Source organism: Pristimantibacillus sp. PTI5 (assembly GCF_048572955.1).
In the GTDB taxonomy this organism is placed as follows: Bacteria; Bacillota; Bacilli; order Paenibacillales; family Paenibacillaceae; genus Pristimantibacillus.
The window spans coordinates 6,954,355-6,976,663 of record NZ_CP183886.1 but is presented as its reverse complement, the minus strand read 5'-3'; the positions used below and the strand labels follow the sequence as shown (position 1 = coordinate 6,976,663).

Below are 22,309 nucleotides of genomic sequence, written 5' to 3'. Positions count from 1 at the left end.
ACTAGATTCATAGAAGCAGTTGCTGCAAACAGAAGGAGCGCGGAAAATGATCAGAATAAAGAATCTTTCAAAAAAAATTCCCGGCGGGCCGAAGGTGCTCGATGATATTAGTTTCGAGGTTTATCCAGGAGATTTCATTGCGATTAAAGGAGATAGCGGAAGCGGGAAGTCAACCCTTCTCCGTTGTCTTGCTTTGCAGGAAAAGTGGAGCGAGGGCTCCTATCAATTTAATGGCCTTGATGTTTTCAAGCAGGGGATATCCGGTAAGCTTAAAGTGAAGAAAGAAGTCGCTTATGTGGAAGAGAAGCCTTTTCTGTTTCCGAATAAGACGGGTCTCAAAAATGTGATAATCGGTTCCGTCTCGCAAACACCGGCATGGCGCAGATGGACAGGCATGGTGAGAAGCGATGATTATATGGGCGCAATGGACTTGATCGAGAAGCGGGGACTGCTCGAGAAAGCCCACCAGAAGGCCAGTACCTTAAGCGGCGGCGAGCGGCAGCGTATGGCCATCGCAAGAGCTCTTGTGCATGGCGCGAAGGTCATCGCGGCGGACGAGCCTGTGTCCGGCCTCGATCCGCATACGGCAGATCTAGTTTTGAACGATTTGAAAGCGCTGTGCAAAGAGCAGGGCGTAATCGTTATTGCCGTCATGCACCAAGGAGATTGGGCGGAGCGATTCGCGGACCGCATACTCGGTTTGAAGAACGGCAAGCTCGTGCTTGACGTCAGCGGAAGAAGACTCACGGAACGCGAGAAGGCTCTGCTGTGAACGAGATCGAGCTGCGCACCATTTCCGAACACGAGCTGGAGGACGCCATCGCGCTCGAGCTGCGCTGTTATCCGCCTGAAGCGGCAGCAACCTTGGCTGGCTTTCAATTTCGATACGCCCATTATCGCCCCTTTTTTTGGTCAGCCTGGGGAGATAATCAGCTAGTGGGCATCATAAACGGCATTCGAACATCCCAATCCGAATGCGGGGACGAAATGAAGGGGAATCAAACCGATATTTTTAACGGCATAAACTTTTGTATCCTTACGGTTGCGGTTGACGGGCAGCACCGAGGGAAGGGTATCGGATCCTTGCTGCTGCAAAAGCTGGTGCAACAATGCAAAGCTTCCGGCATCGAAAACGTTATCTTAATGTGCGAGGAGCATCTCATTCCGTTCTATGAAGCCGAACAATTCGTGCTTCGAGGCATTTCGGCCTCGAAGCACGGAGGAATAACTTGGTATGAGATGAGCCGTTCGCTGCATACAATGGAGCATCTTACCGAATAGGAAGGTGTCTTCAACATGCCATTTCAAGCACCGGTTGTTGTACAAACTGCCAAGACCGAATTTCCTAAGGCAGAGCTGTCCTTGCCTTACATAAGCGGAGGGAAAAGCGAAGCCGCAGATAAAAAAATAAACGACACGATTCATCATGCGGTTCAGCAATTGGTTCATAATCAAGGCTCCCTGGATGATCCAAGGGCACAGATGCTGGGTTATTTCGAACAGAAGAATAACCAGAAAGACTACCTCAGCCTGTCATTGTTTAATTACGCTTTTACGGGCGGCGCTCACGGGTTGACCCTGCAGGAATCGCTTACCTTTAAACAGTCGACCGGCCAAACGTATACGCTCGCTCAGCTCTTTAAACCGGGAGCGGACTATGTGGAACGCATTAGCGTGATTGTAGACGCTCAAATCAAGGCGAGAAATATCGATACGCTGGAGCCTTTTAAAGCTATCCGTCCAGATCAAGACTATTATGTGGCGGACCGCTCGCTCGTTATTTATTTTCAGCTTTATGAGCTGGCAGCCTATGTCTTTGGTTTTCTATACTTTCCGATATCGGTCTATGAGCTTCAGGATATCATTAATGAGGACGGTCCTCTCGGAGCGATGCTCGTTAATGATTGAAACAAGATAAGCCTATTTTGCTAAGCCGCGTAACAGCCGCAAGCTATCAAGGAGACGACGATTTGACTTACTTTTTTATACTTATTGCAGCTGCATTGATTGCCGCCGTTTCGTTTGTCTTCTATCAACAGCGTATTATTGATAAGAAACAAAGCCGTATGAAGAAAATCCCGGCTCTTCAGTCTTCGGTTACGTTTAGTTCACGGTCTATTCATGCTATCCCGGCCCGAGTGAGAGCAGAATTGAATGGTTCCCGTGAAAATGAGCAGCAATCAGAGGGCGACAAGAAACGCAACCTGTTGGTCGTGGATGACCAGTATGCTATTCGGATGATGTTATCCGAAGTTTTTATTGCGCGGGGAATGGCAGTGTTCGAGGCGGATAACGGCTTTGACGCATTAGAAATATGCAAAAGCCGCGATTTGGATTGCATCTTGCTTGATTTGAAAATGCCGGATATGGATGGCATTGAAATATTACGGGAGATAAGGTCAATCTCGGTTGATGTACCGGTCGTTCTGCTCACCGCGTATGCCTCGCCTGAAAAAATGAATGAAGCCATTGAGCTTGGCATTAGCAATTGCTTCACGAAGCCCTTTGATATTTTGGAGCTGCAAGAGGAAATAGCGAGAACGATTGACGAGCGCCAGTTAAAAATTACTGGTTAAAAAACGAACGGATAGAAATTGCCTCGCATCTTAAAAGATGGGAGGTTTTTTATTTTCTCTGCTTGATCAGCAGCTCAGCGGGGGAGGAGAGGGATTTCTTCATGTCAAAAACCCTGGAAAAAGTACGGGAAATAAAAATGGTCATTGTAGGAAATATTCGGACAATTGCAAAAACATTTCCCGGGGAAACGCAATATGCTACATAATAGAGAGGTTTTCGACAGCGAGCAGGTCGGGAAATGGAGAAGATGTCGAAAGCGTTTTCCGAATATAATTAAGTTCATTAATATTTAATGCAGTTATATCTCTTTGCCAACATCTCCCTGGGAAGATTATAATAGTCAGATAAGAAAAATCGCTCAGGAGGAAAGAGGGAAATGACGCAAACTACGGGGAAAGCCAGACTTATTTCACTTAATATTGGCAAGCCTGCAGCGATCGCTCACGGCTCGAAGGAGATTTTTACCGGCATTTTCAAAAGGCCTTCATCGAATTCCCATCATTTAACCTTAACGGGGCTTCAAGGCGACGGCCAAGGAGACACCGTTAATCATGGCGGGCCGGATAAGGCCGTTTGCGTTTACTTTGAACAGAGATACCCCTATTGGCGAGAGCAGCTAACTCGTTCCGTAGATTATGGGGCGTTTGGAGAAAACTTCACTTTGTCCCATTGGACAGAGGATGATTTATGTATCGGAGACATCATCCAAGCGGGCGAAGTCATCCTGCAGGTAAGCCAGCCAAGACAGCCTTGCTTTAAGCTTGGTTTACGGCATAACCTGCCTGAATTGCCTGTTCATGTGCAAAAGACGGGTTATACGGGTTTTTATTTCCGGGTCATTAAAGAAGGAAGCATCGAAGCGGGAACTGAATTTACGATCACGCAAAGGCATACTGCCCGCAAGACCATATCCGAAGCTAACCGCGTTATGTACCAAGATAAACAAGATCTTGACGGCATCCGCGCGTTGCTGGAGGTGAAAGAGCTGGCTGCGAGCTGGCAGGAACAACTTGGCGGCCGTCTAACAAAGCTGTCGATTGAGATTCAAGGGGGATCAGCAAGTTGATTGACATCATAGATTTCAAATCTTACTTAAACGAATATGAATTTCCCGCTCCTTGCTTAATCGAAAATCTGGAAAGCGGAATGAACAATACGACTCGGATCATTTCCTCGGGCGACAAAAGGTATGTGCTGCGAATCTACAATAACCACAAGGACATCGATATTGTTAGGCTTGAACAAGAAATCCTATCTGAGCTTCTACAGGAGGAGCTTCCGTTTCGTGTACCCGTTCCCGTAAGGAATAAGCGCGGAGAAACGATAAGCATCGCGCCTGACGGGACGCTGTCTGCATTGTTTCATTATATAGACGGCGAGCGTCCATCCTCGGTTAACCTTGCGCATGTGTATGCATTAGGCGTGACGGCAGCGAAGCTGTCTCGAGCATTAGCTGCCATCCGGCCAGTAAGCAAGGCGCAATACAGTCCGTACTATCGGCTGGAAGAGACCTATTCGCTTATGGATGGAAAGATCTTCTTGGCAATGGCAGAGCGATCCGCGGAGCTTACTGCCCGGAAAGCCAGCTTCGAAGCACTTCAAGCGGAACGTGAGCAGTTAGCTGAGGCATGCGCGGAATTCGAGCAATGGCCTATGCAATGGATTCATGGGGATCTGGTTTTCAACAATACGGTATCGCAGGCTGATAGGATCATCGGCGTGCTTGATTTTGAATTCGCGACAATGGATGTAAGAGCGATGGAGCTTGCGGTCATTGTTGTTGATTTAATTAAGCCCAATGACGTCGCGCTGCATGAGAAAGTCAGTCTTTTGCTTAACGGCTACCAGGATACGAATCCGCTAACCGGTCGGGAGCTTAAGATTTTACCCTTGTTAATGAAGCTAAGGCTGCTCGACGTTGCCTTGCATTTTGCAGGACGCTTAAGAGATCAGCTTGATCATGAGGATGTGCTTTGTGGAATTATCGATCAATCATTATTTGGCTGCAAATGGATTAACGAACATTGGGAGGATGAGATGGTATGAGTTTAGCAAAAGCGCTGGGATACGGCGAAGGGGAAAAGCTGCTTCTTATCAATGCTGACGATTTTGGGTTATGCCATTCTGTTAATTCAGGCATTCAGCAGCTCCTGCTTGACCAAACGGTCAGCTCGGCAACTTTAATGATGCCTTGCGGCTGGGCGCGGGAGGCGGCGCTTTGGAGCGCAAGGCATCCGCAAATCGACGTAGGCGTACATTTTACGTTTACGAGTGAATGGGATCTTTACCGCTGGGGACCGGTCAACCGCAAAGGAAAAACCGATTCTCTGGTGACAAGCGAGAACTATTTCCCGAAGGAAAGCAAAACCGTAGAGCAGCTAGCCGATCCGGATCAAGTGAAGGAAGAGCTTATCGCGCAAATCGAAATGGCATTGGCGATGGGGATGAAGCCTTCTCATGCCGATAATCATATGGGAAGCATGTATGGGTTAGCGACAGGCCGCCATTTCCTTCCTATTGTTTTGGATGTATGCGCTTCCTACGGACTGCCGTTCCGGCTGCCTCGATTTTTGCTAGAGGAAAATGGGCAAATCGCGCCGCCGGAACTTGCCGAACAGGCGAAGCAGCTGGCACAGCTTGCGGATTCAAAGGGAGTGGTCATCTTGGATTACTTGGTTGGACTGCCCTTTCAATTACAGGATGGAGAAGACTTTCATTCCTTAAAAGCAGACATGCGGATGCTGTTAAAAAGCCTGCATCCCGGCGTGACCGAGCTTATCACCCATCCTTCCCTCGTAACGGATGAGCTTCAAGCTTTTCACGGACAGCCGCTCAAACGGGGGATGGAGCTGGAGCTGTTCCGTGATCCGGATATTCAGAAGACCCTACAGGATGAAGGCATACGCATGATTCGCTGGCGCGAGCTACAGAAGCTTCAACGTGACCGTACCGGCTTTAAAACTTAAAAAAGGAGCTGACTTATGTCTTTTCAAGCAATCAAGCAATTAGCCGAACAAGTGAAAATGAATATAGGCCGCGTTATCGTCGGAAAAGAGGAAGTTGTCGATTTACTGCTCATTGGACTTATAACATCCGGCCATGTCCTGCTGGAGGATGTTCCAGGAACGGGAAAGACATTGCTCGCAAAATCACTTTCTAAATCGCTTGATCTCACTTTTAGACGAATTCAGTTCACGCCGGATTTACTGCCATCGGATTTGAGCGGCATTCATTTCTATAATCAAAAGCTAAGCGAATTTGAATTCCGCGCGGGTCCTTTATTCACAAATTTATTGCTTGCCGACGAGATCAACCGTGCAACTCCGCGCACGCAATCCAGCTTGCTCGAATGCATGGAGGAGCGCCAGATCAGCATCGACGGAGAAACGAAGCTGCTGGCGCGCCCCTTTATGGTTATTGCCACTCAAAATCCTGTGGAGCATCAAGGGACCTTTCCTTTGCCAGAAGCGCAGCTTGACCGGTTCTTATTTAAAATTAAAATGGGTTATCCCTCGAGCGAAGAGGGCTTGCAGCTCTTAAAGCGCTTTATGGCAAATGATCCTTTGTCTGAGCTTGAGCCTGTGGCGGGCATCGAAGTAATCCTGCAGGCACAGCAAGCCTATGCAGCCGTTAAGGTAACGGATGATGTTCTGCAATATCTATTGCAAATCGTAGAACAAACGCGTAAGCGCGAAGAGGTATCCGTCGGTGTAAGTCCCCGAGGCAGCCAGGCGCTATTGCGTGCTTCCCAAGTCCATGCCATTCTTCGCGGGCGTGACTTCGTTACGCCTGACGATATTAAAGCGATGGCGAAGCCCGTGTTAGCGCATCGTTTAGCGATTCGCGGCATGCAGCGTACGGCTAACCAAGCGGATTCGATCATCGATGATATTATTCGTCTAACGGCCGTGCCTGCTGAAGCCGGCGTATCGGTTCGTTAGGCGGCTGAGCGATGGTCTTATTCTGGTTTATCGTAGCCGCTGTCGCAATCTTGTCCGTACAAAGCCGAGTGTTCCAGCGGTTTGTGCTGCGGCACATCAAATATGAACGCCGTTTCACCTCAAAAGCATGCTACAGCGGGGAACAGGTGGAGTTATTGGAGGAAATGGCCAACGCGAAGTGGCTGCCGGTCCCGTGGCTTCGAGTAGAGTCTCAGCTGTCTACGCACCTGCACTTCCAGAAACAGGACAACTTTTCGGTGAGCAGCGGACAGCTCTATCAGAATCATAAAAGCTTTTTCAGTCTTGCGCCATACACGAAGATTAGGCGTACCCACCGCATTACCTGCGCAAAACGCGGATGGTATACGCTTCAAACGGTGACTTTAACAGGCGGCGATTTGCTCGGGTTGTCTAATGCGTCAGAGCAAATTGCTCTGCAGGGCGAGCTTCTCGTGTACCCAAAGCCGGCAGAGGTGCCTATCCAAGAGCTGCCTTACCATAGCTGGCAAGGCGACCAATCGGTTAGACGGTGGGTAATTAACGATCCCTTTGTCATAGCCGGCGTACGTGATTATCAAGCAGGCGACACGTTCAAGCAGATCAACTGGAAGGCAACGGCAAAGACGGGAAGTTTTCAAGTCCATCAATATGATTTTACGGCAGACCGCAGGCTGATGATTTATTTGAATGTGGACGATGCGGAAGGCATGTGGCGCAGCGTAACGGATCTCGCGCTTATTGAACGGGGGATCGAGTGGGCAGCGGGAGCGGCAGAGGCGGTTATCCGGCAGGGCATGGAGGTTGGCTTCGGCACGAATATGCCCATTCGAGGCATGAAGGAGAGCGTACTTATTGAGCCGCGCGGCGGTCACGAGCATTTACTCGGCCTATTTGAGGAGATGGCAAAGCTCGAGATCGAACGAACGGAGCTTTTCCATCATTTGCTGGAACGGGAAGCGCGCAGCGGATTCAGCGAAAGAGATATTCTTATGATTACATCCTATTGGAATGATGAATTGGAGCAGCAGGCCAATCAGCTGAGATATAACGGCAATGCAGTAGCGGTGTGGACTCTGACCGAAAAGGCTCTAGTAAATCAAGCCAATGGCGGACAAGCTTCAGCAAGCGCAAGCAAGGAAGAGGTGAGTGCGTGAACAGTCCGATGAAGCAAACCGCTTCGTTAAAAAGCTTAGGGCAGGGCATCATTGAATTATTATTTTATTTGCCTGTTGTACTGATTGCTGCCGTATACCTGCTGCCCTTGTCAGCCATCTGGATATGGATTGCCACCTTGCCGTTATGTTATTCGGGAGGCTCGCTCATTATAGCAAATCGGGCGGGTATGCGATTAGGCACGCGATTGCTGCTGGCCGCTGTTCTCGGAATAGTGCACAGCTTGCTCATAAGTGCCGCTGGTTTAGGAGCAGAGGCGATATGGGCAACTGCAATTTGTGCCTTAATCGCTGCTCTTTTTGCATTAAAAGGGATGTCTGCACGGTCGCGGGGTTGGACCATTTCTTTTCCCAATACCCAGATGCTGTTTTGTGTATTGCTTTATGTAGCGATGCAGCCTCTAAAACTGATGGTTTTTAAAAAGCTAATCGATTATAACGGAGTATTAATCCTTTGCGGGATTACCGCTGTCATTTTATTTTTCTTCTTAGCAAATGAACGGCATTTGAACAGCGAGACCATTGATTCGGGAAAAACAACCGCAACGCTTGCTTTTAAACGCCAAAATCGGATGATGATGGCCATCATTGTAGCGATCATTTGCGTTATCGCATTGTTTCGGCAAATTCAGCAAACGATTGAGCGCTTCTTTCATTCTATTTTGGAACGGTTGATAAGCTGGTTTGACAAGCCCAAGGAAGTACAGCCTCCTGCCGAGGAGTTGCCAAATGCGGCAGAACCCCAGCTGCCTGCCGGCGAAGCGAAAGCTCCTTCCGAGTGGATGCTGCTGATCGAGCAAATTTTCAAAATCATTGGCATCATACTCGCTATCGCTGCAATATGCATTCTCCTGTATTTTCTGGTTAAGAAGCTGTATCAATGGGGGAGGCTTATCGCAGCAAAGCTGCGGGAGCGGGGGGCCGATCACCGACATGCCGAAACAGGATACACGGATGAAACTGAAAGCTTAATGTCGTTAACTAACTGGCGTGAGCAGATGGGAAGTCAGCTTAAGAAGCTATTCCCTAAGAAACGTACGTTTGCGCAAGAATGGAATGAGCTGCGGACGGGCGCTGAAAAAATAAGGTATTTGTACTCACGATTGCTGCGAAACGGAGCCGAGCAGGGCTATGTCGCTAAAGACTATTTGACACCACGAGAAACAGCGGATGAGATGGCGTCTTGGAAGGACGGAACATTAAAGCCAAGCAGTTTGCAAAGCTTTATTGACGTCTACGAAAAGGTCCGATACGGTGACAAGCTGCCTGACGAGCAGCAGGTGGATGCCTTTAAGGAGCAGTTCGATAAAAAAGGGAATCAAGCCCGGTAAAGGCTGATTCCCTCTTTTTATTCTAGTCATGATATGAAATAGCTTACGCTAGACCTTGAATATGCTCCGCTATTTTGCGCCCATGGTAACGGCCGGATTCTATGAATATTTCATTTGCTTCATGTCTCGATGCAACGACACCCGCTAAATAAATACCAGGCACGTTGGTCTCCATCGTATTCTCATTGAAGGTAGGAAATCCTTCCTCCTCGATCGTAATTCCGCTGGCATTAAGGAAGTGGCGGTCGGGGTGAAAGCCGGTCAAGGCCAGCACAAAATCATTTTCAATTTGAATCGAACCTTCTGGTCCTTCGACGGTAATCGCATTGTTTTCTATACCGATAACGGTCGATTGGAACAACATACGGATCAATCCTTTAGCTACTTTGCTTTGAAACCCGGGTTTAACCCATGGCTTTATGCTTTTGGAATAATCCTCGCCCCGGTAAACAACGGTAACGTCCGCGCCAACCCGTTCAAGCTCGAGTGCGGCATCGATCGCCGAATTGCTGCCGCCGATAATGGCGACCTTCATGCCGACATAGGGATGGGATTCGCGAAAGAAATGACTGACTTTATCCAGCTGTTCACCGGGAATGCCGAGCTCGTTAGGGTGATCAAAATAACCGGTTGCAATAATGACGTATCGGCTTCTGTAGCGATGCTTCTCGCCGAAGCGGTTCTCTCCTTGTAAAATAAAATAATCCGAATCAGGCGTTATGCTTGTGATCGACTCATAAGCTTTTACGCGAATTTGGTGACGCTGAGCCGCTGTCCGGTAATAATTCAACGCCTCTAACCGGGAAGGCTTTTCATTGGCCGTCGTAAACGGGATATCGCCGATTTCGAGCAGCTCAGGCGAGCTAAAAAAATGCATATACGTCGGATATTGCGAAATAGAATGGACAATATTCCGTTTTTCTATGACTAGGGGACGAAGTCCGATCCGCTCGAGCTCAATGGCTGCCGCTAACCCGCACGGACCGGCTCCGATAATGATGGCCTCTTCATTTTGCATGTAATACCCTCCTAAACAGATAGCGAAGCGATCATGGCTTCTATTAGAACGCTTAACGTTCATTTTACTGCGGAGCGCACATCTTGTGCAAATTTGGATGATTGGCTCTCTTGTACAGGCATTGGAATATTGTATAATGATGTGGAAACGTTCATAATAAGATAGCTAATAGATTGGAAGCTAGCTTTATTTCATAAAAGAATTGGAGGAGATCACATGCGGCGGCGTTTTGTAATAGAAGCAGTACTGGTAGCAACGTATGGGCATCTTCTTGTACCAAGTCGTCCGATTGATTATGTCGTGCCATATTCTTCCATCGCAGAGCTGTACGATATGAGAGACGGTGCCGATCCCGTTATGGATGATCCAGACGATGATGGGCATGTAAAAAACAAAATAAATGAGCTGATTGCATTTTTCGAGGACTCGCTCAATCGCAAAAAAATTGAAAAGGCGATGCAGGTTCCTTGGCGGGAAAGCTCGCCTTTGCTGCTAAATGAAACGATTCAATTTACGGTGGTGCATGCAGTAGATAACGCACATTACGGTGAATTGTTTGATCCTATCGAAACTGAACTGCTGCTTACGAGCTTGAAGCTAAGCGTGCCTTTGCTTTCTGACCAGTTTGAATTTCAGGATAAGCTGATAGAAGCAGAGGTTCCCGTACAAATTTATGACATCGAAGATTTTGAATTTGCCGTAGAGGAAGGAATTTCTTCGAGCGATTTTGAGCAGTCCCATGAGACGGACAGATTTTAATTTTTTTTCCAAAGACCTCTTGCGCAAAGCCGGAACAGGATGTTAAGATTTGGGTGGGTTAGGAAGATATTATCAAATGGAAAATAAAAAGGGGGGCTTTAGGATGTTTAACAATGGGTTTGGAATGAAAGTTGCTGACGCGCAGATTAGCTTATTATTCCATATTACCGATCAAACATGCCGACCGGCCTGCCTTCGTTCAATGGTGCCAACTGAGCTTTCGTAGCTTTCGTTGTTCGCTGTCATACGGAGATCTCAAGCCAACTTTGGCTTGAGATCTTTTTTTGTTTCCATAATTGGGAAGGGGTTGTCCGATGAAAACGCTTTTACGGCTTATGATTTATGTAAGACCTAATGCGAAATGGGTATTTATTGCAATTACGATTATGATTTTGGCAACGATATTTGACCTGGTTGCGCCTTGGATTTTAGGCCAAATATTTGACGAGGGAATCAGTAAGCGAAATATGTCTGTAGTCATTGGGCTGACGCTTGCGTTAGCGGGCATACAGGCGCTGAAAAGCATCGGGATGTTCGTGCAAGGTTATTCGCAAGAGCTCGTCGGCCAAAATGTCGTGTTCAAGCTTCGGAAGGAGCTATACGAGCATTTGCAGCGTTTGTCCTTTTCTTATTTCGACCGGGCTCAGACAGGGCAATTAATGTCGAGAATGACCGGTGACATTGAAGCGGTAAAAAACTTCGTCGGGTTCGGGGCGATGAATTTATTTACCGGTATGCTCACCTTTCTTGGCACGACCATTTTCATGATGACCATGCAGTGGAAGGTCACGGTAATCAGCTTGATTACAATCCCTTTTATTTTGTTCGTGCTTTTCCGTTTTAATCATCGCGTGGGCCCCGCATGGTCCAATATTCGCGAGCAAATGGGACGTTTAACCACAACGCTCCAAGAAAACATTTCCGGTATCCGCGTCGTTAAATCGTTTGCGACCGAATCCGTCGAGCAGAGAAAATTCGCGATAAGAAACGAGCAAAACTTTGAAACGAATATGGATCGCGCGAAGCTGGAGGCCAAGGCGTTTCCGTTAATGGGCTTCTACGGAGGCGTCACTTTCGTGATGATGATTTGGATCGGCGCGATCTTCGTGGTCCGAGACGAGATGTCGATCGGCACATTCATGGCCTTTCAATGGTACACTTGGGGAATTATTTGGCCGCTGAACATGCTTGGCTGGCAAATTAATATTTTTCAGCAGGCAATTAAAGCAGCTCCCCGCGTTTTCGAAGTACTGGATACGCCTGTCGATATCGAGAATCCGGCTGATGGAATAGATAGCGGGAATATGAAAGGCAATGTCGTTTTCGACCAAGTGACGTTCCATTTCTCCGATCAGGATAAATCAAAGGAAAAACCAATCTTAGACCAGGTTTCTTTCCGAGTGAAGCAGGGAGAAGTCATCGGCGTGCTGGGCGCAACAGGCTCGGGTAAAAGCAGTTTGATCGGTTTGCTTTCGAGATTTTATGAAGCGACAGATGGAAGCGTTCAAATTGACGGGATCGACGTGAAGGAGTATGAACTGGATGGTTTGCGCAGAAGCATCGGTATCGTTCCACAAGAGACATTCCTATTTTCGGCTTCCATACGTGAAAATATCGCCTACGGATATCCGGAAGCTACGCAAGAGCAGATCGAAGACGCTGCCCGAAAATCGCAGATCCATGACTTCATCGAGAGCATGCCAGACGGCTACGACACACGAATAGGCGAACGCGGCGTAGGCTTATCCGGCGGTCAAAGACAGCGCGTTGCGTTAGCGAGAGCTATCTTGATGGATCCTCCGATCCTCGTCCTGGATGAAGCAACCGCTAGCGTCGACACCGCGACAGAATCAGCCATTCACGAGGCTTTGCTTGAGGTCATGCAGGGACGAACGACGTTTATCATCGCACAAAGGCTTTCTTCCATCCAGCATGCGGACCGCATTATCGTCCTGGAGAATGGACGTTTGACCGAAGAGGGCACCCATAAGGAATTAAACGAAGGCAGCGGATTCTTCCGTCAGTTGTTCGATAGGCAGAAGCAAATCGCTCATCAATAGAAAAGAGGTGAGAGCATGAGCCAAGTGGAGTGGGATTTGGATGAAGACCAGGAAGAGAAACCTTTTAACGGCAAATATATGCGAAGGATGCTTCGATATCTTATACCGTACCGTAAATTGATGACATGGGTTGTCATTGTCGTCCTATTCAATATGCTGCTTAGCTTGTCGGAGCCCATCATTCTCGCCTATATCATCGACAAAGGGATAGTCGAGAAGGATTTTACCGTTATCCATGTGCTTGGCGCGGTACTCCTAGGCATTAAGCTGCTCAGCTGGCTGTTCAGCTGGATGCATACAAAGTGGATCAATTTTACCGGCCAGCGTATCTTGTTTGATCTGCGGCAGCAATTATTTAATCATTTGCAAACCTTATCCTTCCGTTTTTTTGACGGACGTCCGGCAGGTAAAATCATGTCCCGGATTACGAATGATACGAATGCGATCGGCGAGCTGATCAACGGCGGATTAATTACGATGGTCATGGAAGTAACGCATTTGCTGGGCATTGTTATCATTCTGGTTTGGATGGATTGGCAGCTCGCGCTGTTATCGTTTATCATGATGCCGCTGCTGTACCTCATCGTTTCTAAGCTGCGTCCAAAAATCGAAGGCTCATGGTCGCGTTCGCGGTCAACGATGTCGGCAATTAACGGCAATTTGAACGAAACGATACAAGGCATTCGGGTTATTCAAGCTTTTTCCCGGAGAAGGACGAATAACGAAAAATTTAACGGCATTAATCTTCGTAATAAACAGGCGTTTATGCGGGCAATTACGTTAGAATCAACGGTATACCCTTTGGTTGAAATGATCGGAATGCTGGGCACGTGTATCGTCGTATGGTATGGCGCTGTGCGTGTTATGGAGGGTGCGATTACGCTTGGGTTTATCATGGCGTTTATTAACTATCTTTGGCGGTTCTGGGGTCCGCTCAGCGCATTATCCAAGGTGTACAGCCAGCTGCTGTCAGCCATGGCTTCTGCCGAACGCATCTTTGAAGTGCTGGATACGGATCCGGAAGTGAAAAACAGCAGCCAGGCGCGCGAGCTGCCGCAGGTTCGCGGCGAGGTATCGTTTGAGAACGTTTCGTTCCGCTATGAGGAAAATAAACCCGATGTGCTAAAAAAGGTTTCTTTTCACGTCAAGCCGGGTCAGCGAGTGGCGCTCGTAGGACCTACGGGAGCGGGGAAAAGCACCATCGTCAATTTATTAATGCGATTTTATGATGCAAGCGAAGGTACCGTTCGGATTGACGGTATGGATGTCAAGCAAGCAACGCTGGAATCGCTTCGCAAGCAAATGGGAATCGTGCTGCAGGATTCATTTATTTTTGCAGGCACGGTGGAAGAAAATATGCGTTACGGTAACGAGACGGCAAGTGAGGAAGAGCTGCGCAAAGCAGGGGAGAGCGTCAGGCTGGATCGGGTCGTTAGCAAGCTGGCGGACGGCTATCAAACAGAGCTGGAGGAGCGCGGATCGAAGCTGTCCGTCGGACAGCGGCAGCTGCTCGCATTCGGGCGCGTACTGCTTTCCGACCCAAGAATACTTATCTTAGACGAGGCAACGTCAAGCGTAGATACGGAAACGGAGCAGCATATCCAAGAAGCGCTGCAGACGCTGCTCGCCGGCAGGACCGCATTTATTATCGCTCACCGTTTATCAACGATAAAAGACGCAGACCTCATTCTGGTGATCGAAAAGGGAACAATCGCTGAGCAGGGATCGCATTCGGAATTAATGAAAAAAGGCGGGATTTATGCGAATCTCGTGCTGACGCAGCTTTCCATGCAGGAGTCAGTAATTTTGCAAACAAGCTCATAAATGTCTAAGAGAAGCAGAGGAGGAATCAAGCAGGCGCAGATGCAGCGCTAGCTTGATTCCTCCTCTTTTTTGGTTCGATCGATCGCTTGTGCCATAGTTTTGTCCGTTAAATGAGCGTAGATTTGCGTTGTTTCCGGTGAGGCATGCCCCAGCTGCTCTTGCGTTTTATAGATATCATTTCGCAAATAATAATCGGTGGCGAAGCTGTGCCTTAGCTTATGAACCGATAAATAGGGCTTGCCAAAGCGCTTCGCATATTTGATGACCATTTCTTGGATCGCGCGTTTTGTCATGCGTGAGCCTTCGTTTTTCCCATTCGCTATAGCTAAGAACAAGGCCTTCTCGCGCTTTGGTGCTTTGTAGCGCACATCCCGCAGGGTCAGATAGGCTTGTAAATCCTCGACTGCCTCTTGGCGGAAGTAGACTGGCGTTTTAAAGGTATCATCGTTTTTGCCTTTGCGATAAACGTAACACAGCTTTTTCTTTAATTCGATATCATCGACGTTCAAATTCACGAGCTCCGACACGCGCAGGCCGGAATGCAAGATGAAGCTTATGATGCAAGCGTCGCGTATCCAATTCAATTCATAAGAGTAGAGCGCTTGCTTGTTTGAGGCGACATCGGTGCCGTAATGCTGCTTGATATACGACATGAATTCCGAAATTTCTTCCTCCTGCAGCAGCTTGCCTTCCAGCTTGGCCGCCGTATCCTTTGGTTTATGCGTCCGCTTAATCGTTACTTTGGCCATCACATTTCGTTTGAGCAGCGGATAGAACTCTTCATCCTCGGCAATTTGGCTTAAGTAATGAAACAAAGAACGAAGAGAGGAGAGCTTGCGGGATATGGTTGTTTTGCTGTTTCGTTCCTCTTTATATGTCGATAAATACATCCGGAACCCGTCAATGCTGTCCATATGCAGCTTCTCCAACTCCAGCAGCGACACCTCTCTTAGGTTCGCAGCCTCGGACAGACCTTCAGCCATGAGCCAGTTAAGGAATGTTTCGTAATCTCTCATATATTCCACTAATGAAGAGGGAGATAAGTCCGGCAGCTTATAATTAATGAATTTCTCAATGTACCAGGGCATGGAGGGAAGCTTTTTATCCAATTCTTCGCGGTCCTTCTGTTTTAAAATATTGATGGCAGCTCAGCCCCTTTGTTTCATGTGGTGAATAATTAATGTCGTTAAGTTAACATAATAATTATTATGTAAACAAAAGAACGTGAACAATAATAGATTCCAATATATTGTAACAATTTTCAAAGAGGAAGACTACAACGTTGGAGGAAGTTGAAATTTAAAAAGAGCAGCCCGCCCTCATTTGAGGAACGAGCTGCTCTATTCGTTTTACTGCGTGGGTACAGCTTGATTCGTACATTCGGTTCCGTTCTACAATAGCGATTCCACGCCGTCGATAAAGATTTCTGTGCCCGAAATATGGCTTGATTCTTGCGAGGCAAGAAATAAAACCAAGTCGGCAACCTGCTCAGGTTCGCCGGGCCCATGCTCTAATGGCTGGCTTCCTTCGGGATATTTAACCGGAATTTTAATTTTGTCCAGCTGAGGGGTTTCTTTCGTGCTTTCTCCGATATTGGTTTGAATGGCTCCCGGACAAATGACGTTAACGCGAATTTTATAACGTGCCAGCTCAAGCGCCGCCATCTTTGCAAAAGCAATCTGACCGGCTTTGGAAGTGCTATAGGCCGACATGCCGAACCCCGAAAATGATCGGCTGCCGTTTATCGAACTTGTAATAATGATGCTACCGCCGTTTTCTTTCATATGCGGAATCGCATATTTAACGGTTAAGAATGTACCCTTTAAATTGGTGGTCAGCGTGTGATCCCATGCCTCCGGCGTTAAATCTTCGATTGGCGAGACGATGCCGTTAATGCCGGCATTCGCAAAAACGATATCTACCCGGCCCCAATGATCAACGGCTGCCTTGATCGCCTCTTGTACCCGCTTGGGGTCGGACACGTCAGTGTCAAGAAATAATGATTCTCCGCCCAATTGATTAATTTGCTGTTCGACGGATTCACTCCGGTTGTTATTTAAATCAATCAGGCATACTTTTGCTCCGTGTTTGGCCAGAAGTAATGCGGCCGCTCGCCCAATCCCGGAACCGGCGCCTGTGATAACGGCTACTTTGTCCTTTACCCGAAGCATATTAGCGTGCTCTTGGTTTTTGTCCGCGGTAATAATCATTTTGAATCCCTCCTGTAGTACAAAAATTATCCGGATTAGTGTGCCTCGCGACGGTTTGTTTATTCTGCTTCATTGCTTCTTGAAAATCAGCGGTTTAATGAGAAATGATTCAGAATTTTTCGTAATTGTAAATTAGTAAATGTATGTAATTTCGCGATCTCGGTTACAAATTGAAAGTAACTGTGCTAAAATCGAACGAACCAGTCGACAGGTTGCCAAACTTATTCCAATTTGCGAGGTATCGTGCACGCGCAATTGAAAAGGGAGGTTCATTCCTATAATGAACAAGAAATTTATCACATACAGCGTAGCTGTTATTATTGTTTTTATGATGACCTTTGGTGCTCCGTTAGAAGCAGCAAATGCTGCGCAGCCAGCAACGCTTAAGGTTGGAAGCTCAGGTCCGGACGTTCCGGATTTACAATACCGGTTAAAGACAATGGGTTATTTTAATACGGATGTAACCACCTATTTCGGTACTAAAACGCTGGAGTCGCTTAAACGGTTTCAGAAAGAATACGGCTTAGCTGCCGATGGCGTAGCGGGAACCCAAACATGGGACACGCTGAAGAAAGTGTCTGCAAACCAAAAGGAGCTTGATCTGCTGGCGAAAATTATTTATGCGGAAGCCCGCGGCGAATCGTACAAAGGGCAGGTTGCCGTTGGAGCGGTTGTGATGAATCGATTATCTGCGTCTGGCTTTCCCGATTCGATCCGGGGAGTTATAGAGCAGCCGCGAGCATTTACGGCTGTTGCAGACGGGCAATATAAATTAACGCCTGATAAGACGGCTTACCAAGCCGCTCAGGATGCCGTGAAAGGCTATGATCCGACCAATGGCGCCCTTTATTATTTTAATCCGGAGATTGCAACGTCGGATTGGATTTGGTCACGCAAGCAGACGGTGAAAATCGGCCGCCACATTTTTGCTGTTTAACAAATTGATTCTTATCGGTAAGCCATACGCTTGCTTGCGGTAAGAATCTTTTTTATTTTTATCAATAATCGTCAAAGAGCGGTTTTCAAAGTCGTAACCAATCATGTTACAATAATGAATAAAGCTTTAAGCTCTTTTAAAAAAACCGGAGGTGTATGCGTTGAAAGTAGAAATTTGGTCGGATTACGTATGTCCGTTTTGTTATATAGGGAAAAGAAAGTTCGAACTCGCTCTTGAAAAATTTGCGCACAAGGATAAAATCGAGATTGTGTTCAAAAGCTTTGAGCTTGATCCTAGCGCAGACCCCAACTCGAATGAAAGCACGTACAGCATGCTGGCCGCCAAATATGGCATGAGCATAGAGAAAGCGAAAGAAACGACCGTTGGCGTAGCTGAACAAGCGGCAGCCGTTGGATTATCCTTTCATTTCGATCTCACGGTATCCACGAATACGTTCGACGCGCATCGCCTTGTCCAATACGCAACGCAATTTGGCAAACAAAAAGAGATGTCCGAACGGCTGTTTAAAGCCTATTTCACGGAAGGCCATAATGTTGGCAACCGGGAGAAATTAGCTGTATTAGCCGAAGAAATTGGTCTAGATCAGGCAGCGGCGGCAGAGATGCTTCAATCCAGCCAATACGCTGATATCGTTCGCGAAGAAGAAGCAGAAGGCAGCCAGCTGGGCATTCGCGGTGTTCCTTTTTATGTGTTTGACCGTAAATATGCCGTATCCGGCGCCCAGTCGCCAGAAGTATTCCTGGACACGCTGAACAAAGCATGGAAAGAGAAACATCCAGCTTTTATTCAAGTAAATGAAGGCGATACGGATGCGCTGTGCACGGACGGTTATTGTGTACCTGATTCACCAAAGTCTTAATTTCCGTGATTGACGGTTCACGCATGAATAATGCCGGGCGCAATAACCGCTGTCAGATTGAGCGGGTAGGCGAGGTTAAGGAATTGAATAGCATCACGGTCATTATTTCTATCTATGGAAAGAATATTGAGGTTCCAGCGACAAAGGTTGCCAAAGGCATAAAGATCGGTGACCTTGTTGTTTGGTCTGGCACCTGCTGGAATCGGAGGGCTAAACCTTCAAGTTGAAACGATACGATACTATGACAAAGGAGAAGTGAACCAGAATGGGCACAAATGCTAAAATAGGCGGCGGCGGGTTTCATCATATTGCGATTCGCGTGTTTGACTTTGACAAGACGGTTGCTTTTTATACGGAGATATTAGGATTCACGGAGCGCGTTCGTTGGGGTGAAGGGAATAAACGCGCGATTATGCTTGACACGGGCGACGGCAATTATTTAGAAGTTTTCGCGGGCGGCAAAGAGGGGCAGAAGGACGAAGGCGCATTTTTGCATTTGGCTTTAAGGTCAGACCGCGTTACGGAAGCCGTTGAGCTTGCGAGAGCAGCCGGCATGGAAGTTACCGTAGAGCCGAAGGATGTCGAGCTTGGCGGTATTCCTGTTCGCATAGCTTTCTTCAAGGGTCCTGACGGCGAGATTATCGAACTATTCCAGAGCACAAGCGACGATCAGCTATAATCCATAATTCGTTTGTCTCGAGCGCGATCAAGTCTTATAATAGATAACGGCATAAAAAGTCACTCGCTGTTGAACGGTGGCATGCAAATGTTTAGGGGGAATTATTTTGACAATGGAGCAACAACGACTGCTTATATTCGTTGGTTCTTATGCGGAAGCAGAAGAGAGCGGCGTATATGTGTATGCATTTGATGAGGAATCGGGCACATTAACAATGACGGACTCTATTGCCGGGCTAAAGAATCCAACCTTTCTTAATGTGGATGCAGATCGCAGCTTACTTTACGCTATCGCTGAAACGGTTAACCAATCCGGTCAAAAGGTTGGGGAAGCAGCAGCTTTCGCTATTGATGCCGTAAAGGGGTCCGTTCAACTTTTGAATCGTGAAATAACGGTAGATTCAACCACATGTCATATTCAACGTGATGGGAACAGTGAATTTTTGACGGTAACTAGTTATCACGGCGGTATGATTGGTCTTTTCAGTATTGCTGAGGATGGCGCAATCGGTCAAAAGCTGGATGTCATTCAGCATGAAGGAAAAAGCCAGCATCCTGAACGTCAGGACCGGCCTCATCCGCATTCATCCTTCTACAGTCCAGACGAGCAATTTTTGCTAGTAGCCGATTTAGGCCTGGATCGCATCGTTACCTACAAACTGGATCATGATGCTAAAAAGCTGATTCATCAGAGTCAGATTGCCCTTCATCCCGGAGCAGGACCGCGTCATTTGACGTTCCATCCAAACGGGGGCTTTGTCTTCGTGATCAATGAAGTGGATTCGACCATTACTTCATTTACATACGAAAAAGAGACAGGCCGATTGACGACGCTGGCTACGGTAAGTACATTGCCTGCCGGCTTCGATGGTGAGAATTCCTGCGCTGAAATTACGGTCTCCGCGGATGGTAAATATCTATACGGCTCCAATCGCGGGCACGACAGCCTCGTTGTATTTGCGATCGATGAGCGCTCAGGCTTGCTAACGCTGCTGCAGCATATTTCTGTCGAAGGCGGTCACCCGCGACATTTTGCATTGACACCTAACGGCCGATATTTACTGGCTGCAAACCGCGATTCGGATAATATCGTAACGTTTGAAGTCGATCAAAACAGCGGAAAGTTACTATTTACAGGCAAAAGCGTTACCTTGGCGAAGCCAGTTTGTGTAGTCCCTGTTTATTTAATGACATAAATAATTAATGGTGTAAGCAAAGAGATGAAAAGGGGAATACAGAAGCGTGGCTACTAACGAAGAAGAAAAACCGAAATTAAAGGCGACTAAAATTTTTAAATGCAAAAATCCAGAATGCAAAGCATGGGTAAGAGATGAGTTTGCCGCGACGGAGCAAACCTGCCCGATTTGCAAAGGACCAATGCTAAGAAGCATGCGGCATTTGCCCGCGGTTCAAAATAAACCAAAGCCGCAGCCTCGTAAGCCTAAATCGGACTACTAGTTGTATCCATAAAAATCCCAATCCGCATGATAGATGCGAATTGGGATTTTTTTTGAGCAGGGTACTGGAAAGTATGGGGGTCCGGGTGGCTGTTATGATAGGATAGATATACCAAACAATGACAGGATGGTATTTCAAAATGCTGTTTTATTTTATCGCTTTGTTTACGGCTGCCGTAATCGTATGGCTAAACAACCGAAGGAACGAGTCGAATCGCTGGGCGGCTTATTTCTTATGCAGCGCCTCCATTGGCGGGCTTTCCGATGTTTTGATGGAAAATGGATTTTATCATGCCGCGAATGTCTTGCAATTTTTTAATTATACGGTCACCCCTTACGGTGTCCTTGTTTTTAGCCTTATTTATGCGGATGCGGCGGAGGATAGGCGCACAAGATGGAAACATAAGATATTTTTATTGCTACCGCTACTCTTCATGGGCGCTTACGAGCTGGTTTCAGATAACGAGCAATGGTTTTTTAATTTATTGCTGCTGTGGAGCGCTCCTTATTATTTAATTTCATGTTATTTGTTGATCATGTCGGTATGGAGAGAACGCGATACCCGTTTAAAGCGAAATCGGTTCATTACGACCATTATCGTTGTGCCGACTTTATTGGCCGTACTTTTTTTTATCTATATGGCTAAGGTGGTTTCTCCCGATTTTGAATTTTTTAATTATATCTCGGTATTTATTATCTATTCGCTCGTTGTCGCGCTGTTGTGCACGTTTATGTATGGCGTTCTGGGGGTAAAGCTGCGTTTCGAGCATGATCCAATGGAAAGCACGATGCGGGCGGTTAGTACGGGAGCATCCATGCTTAATCACACCATCAAGAATGAAATTGGCAAAATCGCGATCAGCACAGAAAATTTAAAAAGCCTGCTGCCGGAGACAAACGAGCAATCCAAGCAGCACATGCAGATTATTATGAATGCATCCAATCATATGCTGGAAATGATGAGCCGGATCCATAGTCAGATGAAGGACATTGTATTAAAGGAAGAAGCAGTGCAGCTTATGGACCTTGTTGAAACAAGCCTCGTGCAGCATGAAGCTTTGCTAAATGGAAAAGGAATAACCGTCGAAGCGGTTTATGATATAACTCCGGTCATCCAGGGCGATGCCGTCCATATTAGCGAAGCATTCGGCAACCTGCTGATGAATGCCAGCGAGGCAATGCCGAATGGGGGCAGGATCGAGGTTATGCTGTCAGCGCACAAAAACGGCGTCGAGTTGTCCGTGCAAGACAGCGGCATCGGCATACCGGCAGACAAACTAAGCCAAGTATTCGATCCATTCTTCAGCAGCGGAAAGAGCGGTAGAAATTTCGGCCTCGGCTTGTCTTATGTGTATAATGTCATGCAGAAAAGCGGAGCAAAAGCAGTGCTCACCAGCGAGGTAGGGAAGGGCACGCGCGCAGCTCTGATTTGGCCAAGAAAGAAGATTTTAGAGGATTAATAGGG

General features: G+C 47.2%; 22 protein-coding genes. 19 read left to right on the top strand and 3 right to left on the bottom strand.

Annotated features, from left to right (window positions below; all coding sequences use genetic code 11):
- Positions 1-46: 46 nt before the first annotated feature.
- From ACN6MW_RS31065 to ACN6MW_RS31020, 10 genes are all read left to right on the top strand, one after another.
- Complete coding sequence (locus tag ACN6MW_RS31065) at positions 47-772, top strand: phosphonate ABC transporter ATP-binding protein (RefSeq protein WP_419873573.1); 726 nt, start codon at positions 47-49, stop codon at positions 770-772.
- A complete protein-coding gene (locus ACN6MW_RS31060) occupies positions 769-1,281 on the top strand; it encodes a GNAT family N-acetyltransferase (protein ID WP_419873572.1) in 513 nt (170 codons plus the stop codon). The genes ACN6MW_RS31065 and ACN6MW_RS31060 overlap by 4 nt, the downstream gene beginning before the upstream one ends.
- Before the next feature lie 15 nt (positions 1,282-1,296).
- Positions 1,297-1,908: a DUF3298 and DUF4163 domain-containing protein gene (locus ACN6MW_RS31055; protein WP_419873571.1), complete on the top strand. Its 612-nt coding sequence runs from the start codon at positions 1,297-1,299 to the stop codon at positions 1,906-1,908.
- Positions 1,905-2,576: a response regulator gene (locus ACN6MW_RS31050; protein WP_419873570.1), complete on the top strand. Its 672-nt coding sequence runs from the start codon at positions 1,905-1,907 to the stop codon at positions 2,574-2,576. Before ACN6MW_RS31055 ends, ACN6MW_RS31050 begins: the two co-directional genes overlap by 4 nt.
- 377 nt (positions 2,577-2,953) lie before the next feature.
- A complete protein-coding gene (locus ACN6MW_RS31045) occupies positions 2,954-3,643 on the top strand; it encodes an MOSC domain-containing protein (protein ID WP_419873569.1) in 690 nt (229 codons plus the stop codon).
- Positions 3,640-4,623 carry a phosphotransferase gene (locus tag ACN6MW_RS31040; RefSeq protein ID WP_419873568.1) on the top strand — a complete coding sequence of 328 codons (984 nt, stop codon included), beginning with the start codon at positions 3,640-3,642 and terminating at the stop codon, positions 4,621-4,623. Before ACN6MW_RS31045 ends, ACN6MW_RS31040 begins: the two co-directional genes overlap by 4 nt.
- The gene (locus ACN6MW_RS31035) at positions 4,620-5,543 is read left to right on the top strand and encodes a polysaccharide deacetylase family protein (RefSeq protein ID WP_419873567.1); all 924 of its coding nucleotides are present in this window, start codon (positions 4,620-4,622) and stop codon (positions 5,541-5,543) included. Before ACN6MW_RS31040 ends, ACN6MW_RS31035 begins: the two co-directional genes overlap by 4 nt.
- A gap of 15 nt (positions 5,544-5,558) precedes the next feature.
- Positions 5,559-6,518, top strand: a complete 960-nt coding sequence (locus ACN6MW_RS31030; protein WP_419873566.1) for an AAA family ATPase — start codon at positions 5,559-5,561, stop codon at positions 6,516-6,518.
- An 11-nt stretch (positions 6,519-6,529) separates the two neighbouring features.
- Complete coding sequence (locus ACN6MW_RS31025; protein ID WP_419873565.1) at positions 6,530-7,672, top strand: DUF58 domain-containing protein; 1,143 nt, start codon at positions 6,530-6,532, stop codon at positions 7,670-7,672.
- Positions 7,669-9,021: a DUF4129 domain-containing protein gene (locus ACN6MW_RS31020; protein ID WP_419873564.1), complete on the top strand. Its 1,353-nt coding sequence runs from the start codon at positions 7,669-7,671 to the stop codon at positions 9,019-9,021. Before ACN6MW_RS31025 ends, ACN6MW_RS31020 begins: the two co-directional genes overlap by 4 nt.
- Before the next feature lie 43 nt (positions 9,022-9,064).
- On the opposite strand, the gene ACN6MW_RS31015 is transcribed toward ACN6MW_RS31020, so the two are convergent.
- Positions 9,065-10,039 (bottom strand): YpdA family putative bacillithiol disulfide reductase, encoded by a 975-nt coding sequence (locus tag ACN6MW_RS31015; protein ID WP_419873563.1) that lies wholly within the window; start codon positions 10,037-10,039, stop codon positions 9,065-9,067.
- Between the two features lie 216 nt (positions 10,040-10,255).
- Between ACN6MW_RS31015 and ACN6MW_RS31010 the strand changes: the two genes are divergently transcribed.
- From ACN6MW_RS31010 to ACN6MW_RS31000, 3 genes are all read left to right on the top strand, one after another.
- Positions 10,256-10,798 (top strand): ADP-heptose synthase, encoded by a 543-nt coding sequence (locus ACN6MW_RS31010; RefSeq protein ID WP_364148445.1) that lies wholly within the window; start codon positions 10,256-10,258, stop codon positions 10,796-10,798.
- A 314-nt stretch (positions 10,799-11,112) separates the two neighbouring features.
- Complete coding sequence (locus ACN6MW_RS31005; RefSeq protein WP_419873562.1) at positions 11,113-12,858, top strand: ABC transporter ATP-binding protein; 1,746 nt, start codon at positions 11,113-11,115, stop codon at positions 12,856-12,858.
- A 15-nt stretch (positions 12,859-12,873) separates the two neighbouring features.
- Positions 12,874-14,682: an ABC transporter ATP-binding protein gene (locus ACN6MW_RS31000; RefSeq protein ID WP_419873561.1), complete on the top strand. Its 1,809-nt coding sequence runs from the start codon at positions 12,874-12,876 to the stop codon at positions 14,680-14,682.
- A gap of 47 nt (positions 14,683-14,729) precedes the next feature.
- Here the strand turns inward: ACN6MW_RS31000 and xerS are convergent, their stop codons facing one another.
- Complete coding sequence (xerS, locus tag ACN6MW_RS30995) at positions 14,730-15,824, bottom strand: tyrosine recombinase XerS (protein ID WP_419876500.1); 1,095 nt, start codon at positions 15,822-15,824, stop codon at positions 14,730-14,732.
- 249 nt (positions 15,825-16,073) lie between these two features.
- Positions 16,074-16,892 (bottom strand): SDR family oxidoreductase, encoded by an 819-nt coding sequence (locus ACN6MW_RS30990; RefSeq protein ID WP_419873560.1) that lies wholly within the window; start codon positions 16,890-16,892, stop codon positions 16,074-16,076.
- A gap of 280 nt (positions 16,893-17,172) precedes the next feature.
- Here ACN6MW_RS30990 and sleB point away from each other — a divergent pair, with 280 nt between their 5' ends.
- The 6 genes from sleB (at position 17,173) to ACN6MW_RS30960 (ending at position 22,304) form a co-directional block, all read left to right on the top strand.
- Entirely contained in the window at positions 17,173-17,829 is a 657-nt protein-coding gene (gene sleB, locus ACN6MW_RS30985) for a spore cortex-lytic enzyme (protein ID WP_419873559.1), read from the top strand.
- A gap of 160 nt (positions 17,830-17,989) precedes the next feature.
- Positions 17,990-18,709, top strand: coding sequence for a DsbA family oxidoreductase (locus ACN6MW_RS30980; RefSeq protein WP_419873558.1), 720 nt, complete (start codon positions 17,990-17,992; stop codon positions 18,707-18,709).
- Between the two features lie 265 nt (positions 18,710-18,974).
- Complete coding sequence (locus ACN6MW_RS30975) at positions 18,975-19,388, top strand: VOC family protein (protein ID WP_419873557.1); 414 nt, start codon at positions 18,975-18,977, stop codon at positions 19,386-19,388.
- A gap of 112 nt (positions 19,389-19,500) precedes the next feature.
- On the top strand, positions 19,501-20,583 hold the full coding sequence (locus ACN6MW_RS30970) for a lactonase family protein (RefSeq protein ID WP_419876499.1): 1,083 nt from the start codon (positions 19,501-19,503) through the stop codon (positions 20,581-20,583).
- A 46-nt stretch (positions 20,584-20,629) separates the two neighbouring features.
- Entirely contained in the window at positions 20,630-20,845 is a 216-nt protein-coding gene (locus ACN6MW_RS30965; RefSeq protein WP_419873556.1) for a cold-inducible protein YdjO-related protein, read from the top strand.
- Between the two features lie 139 nt (positions 20,846-20,984).
- The gene (locus ACN6MW_RS30960) at positions 20,985-22,304 is read left to right on the top strand and encodes a sensor histidine kinase (protein ID WP_419873555.1); all 1,320 of its coding nucleotides are present in this window, start codon (positions 20,985-20,987) and stop codon (positions 22,302-22,304) included.
- Positions 22,305-22,309 lie beyond the last annotated feature (5 nt).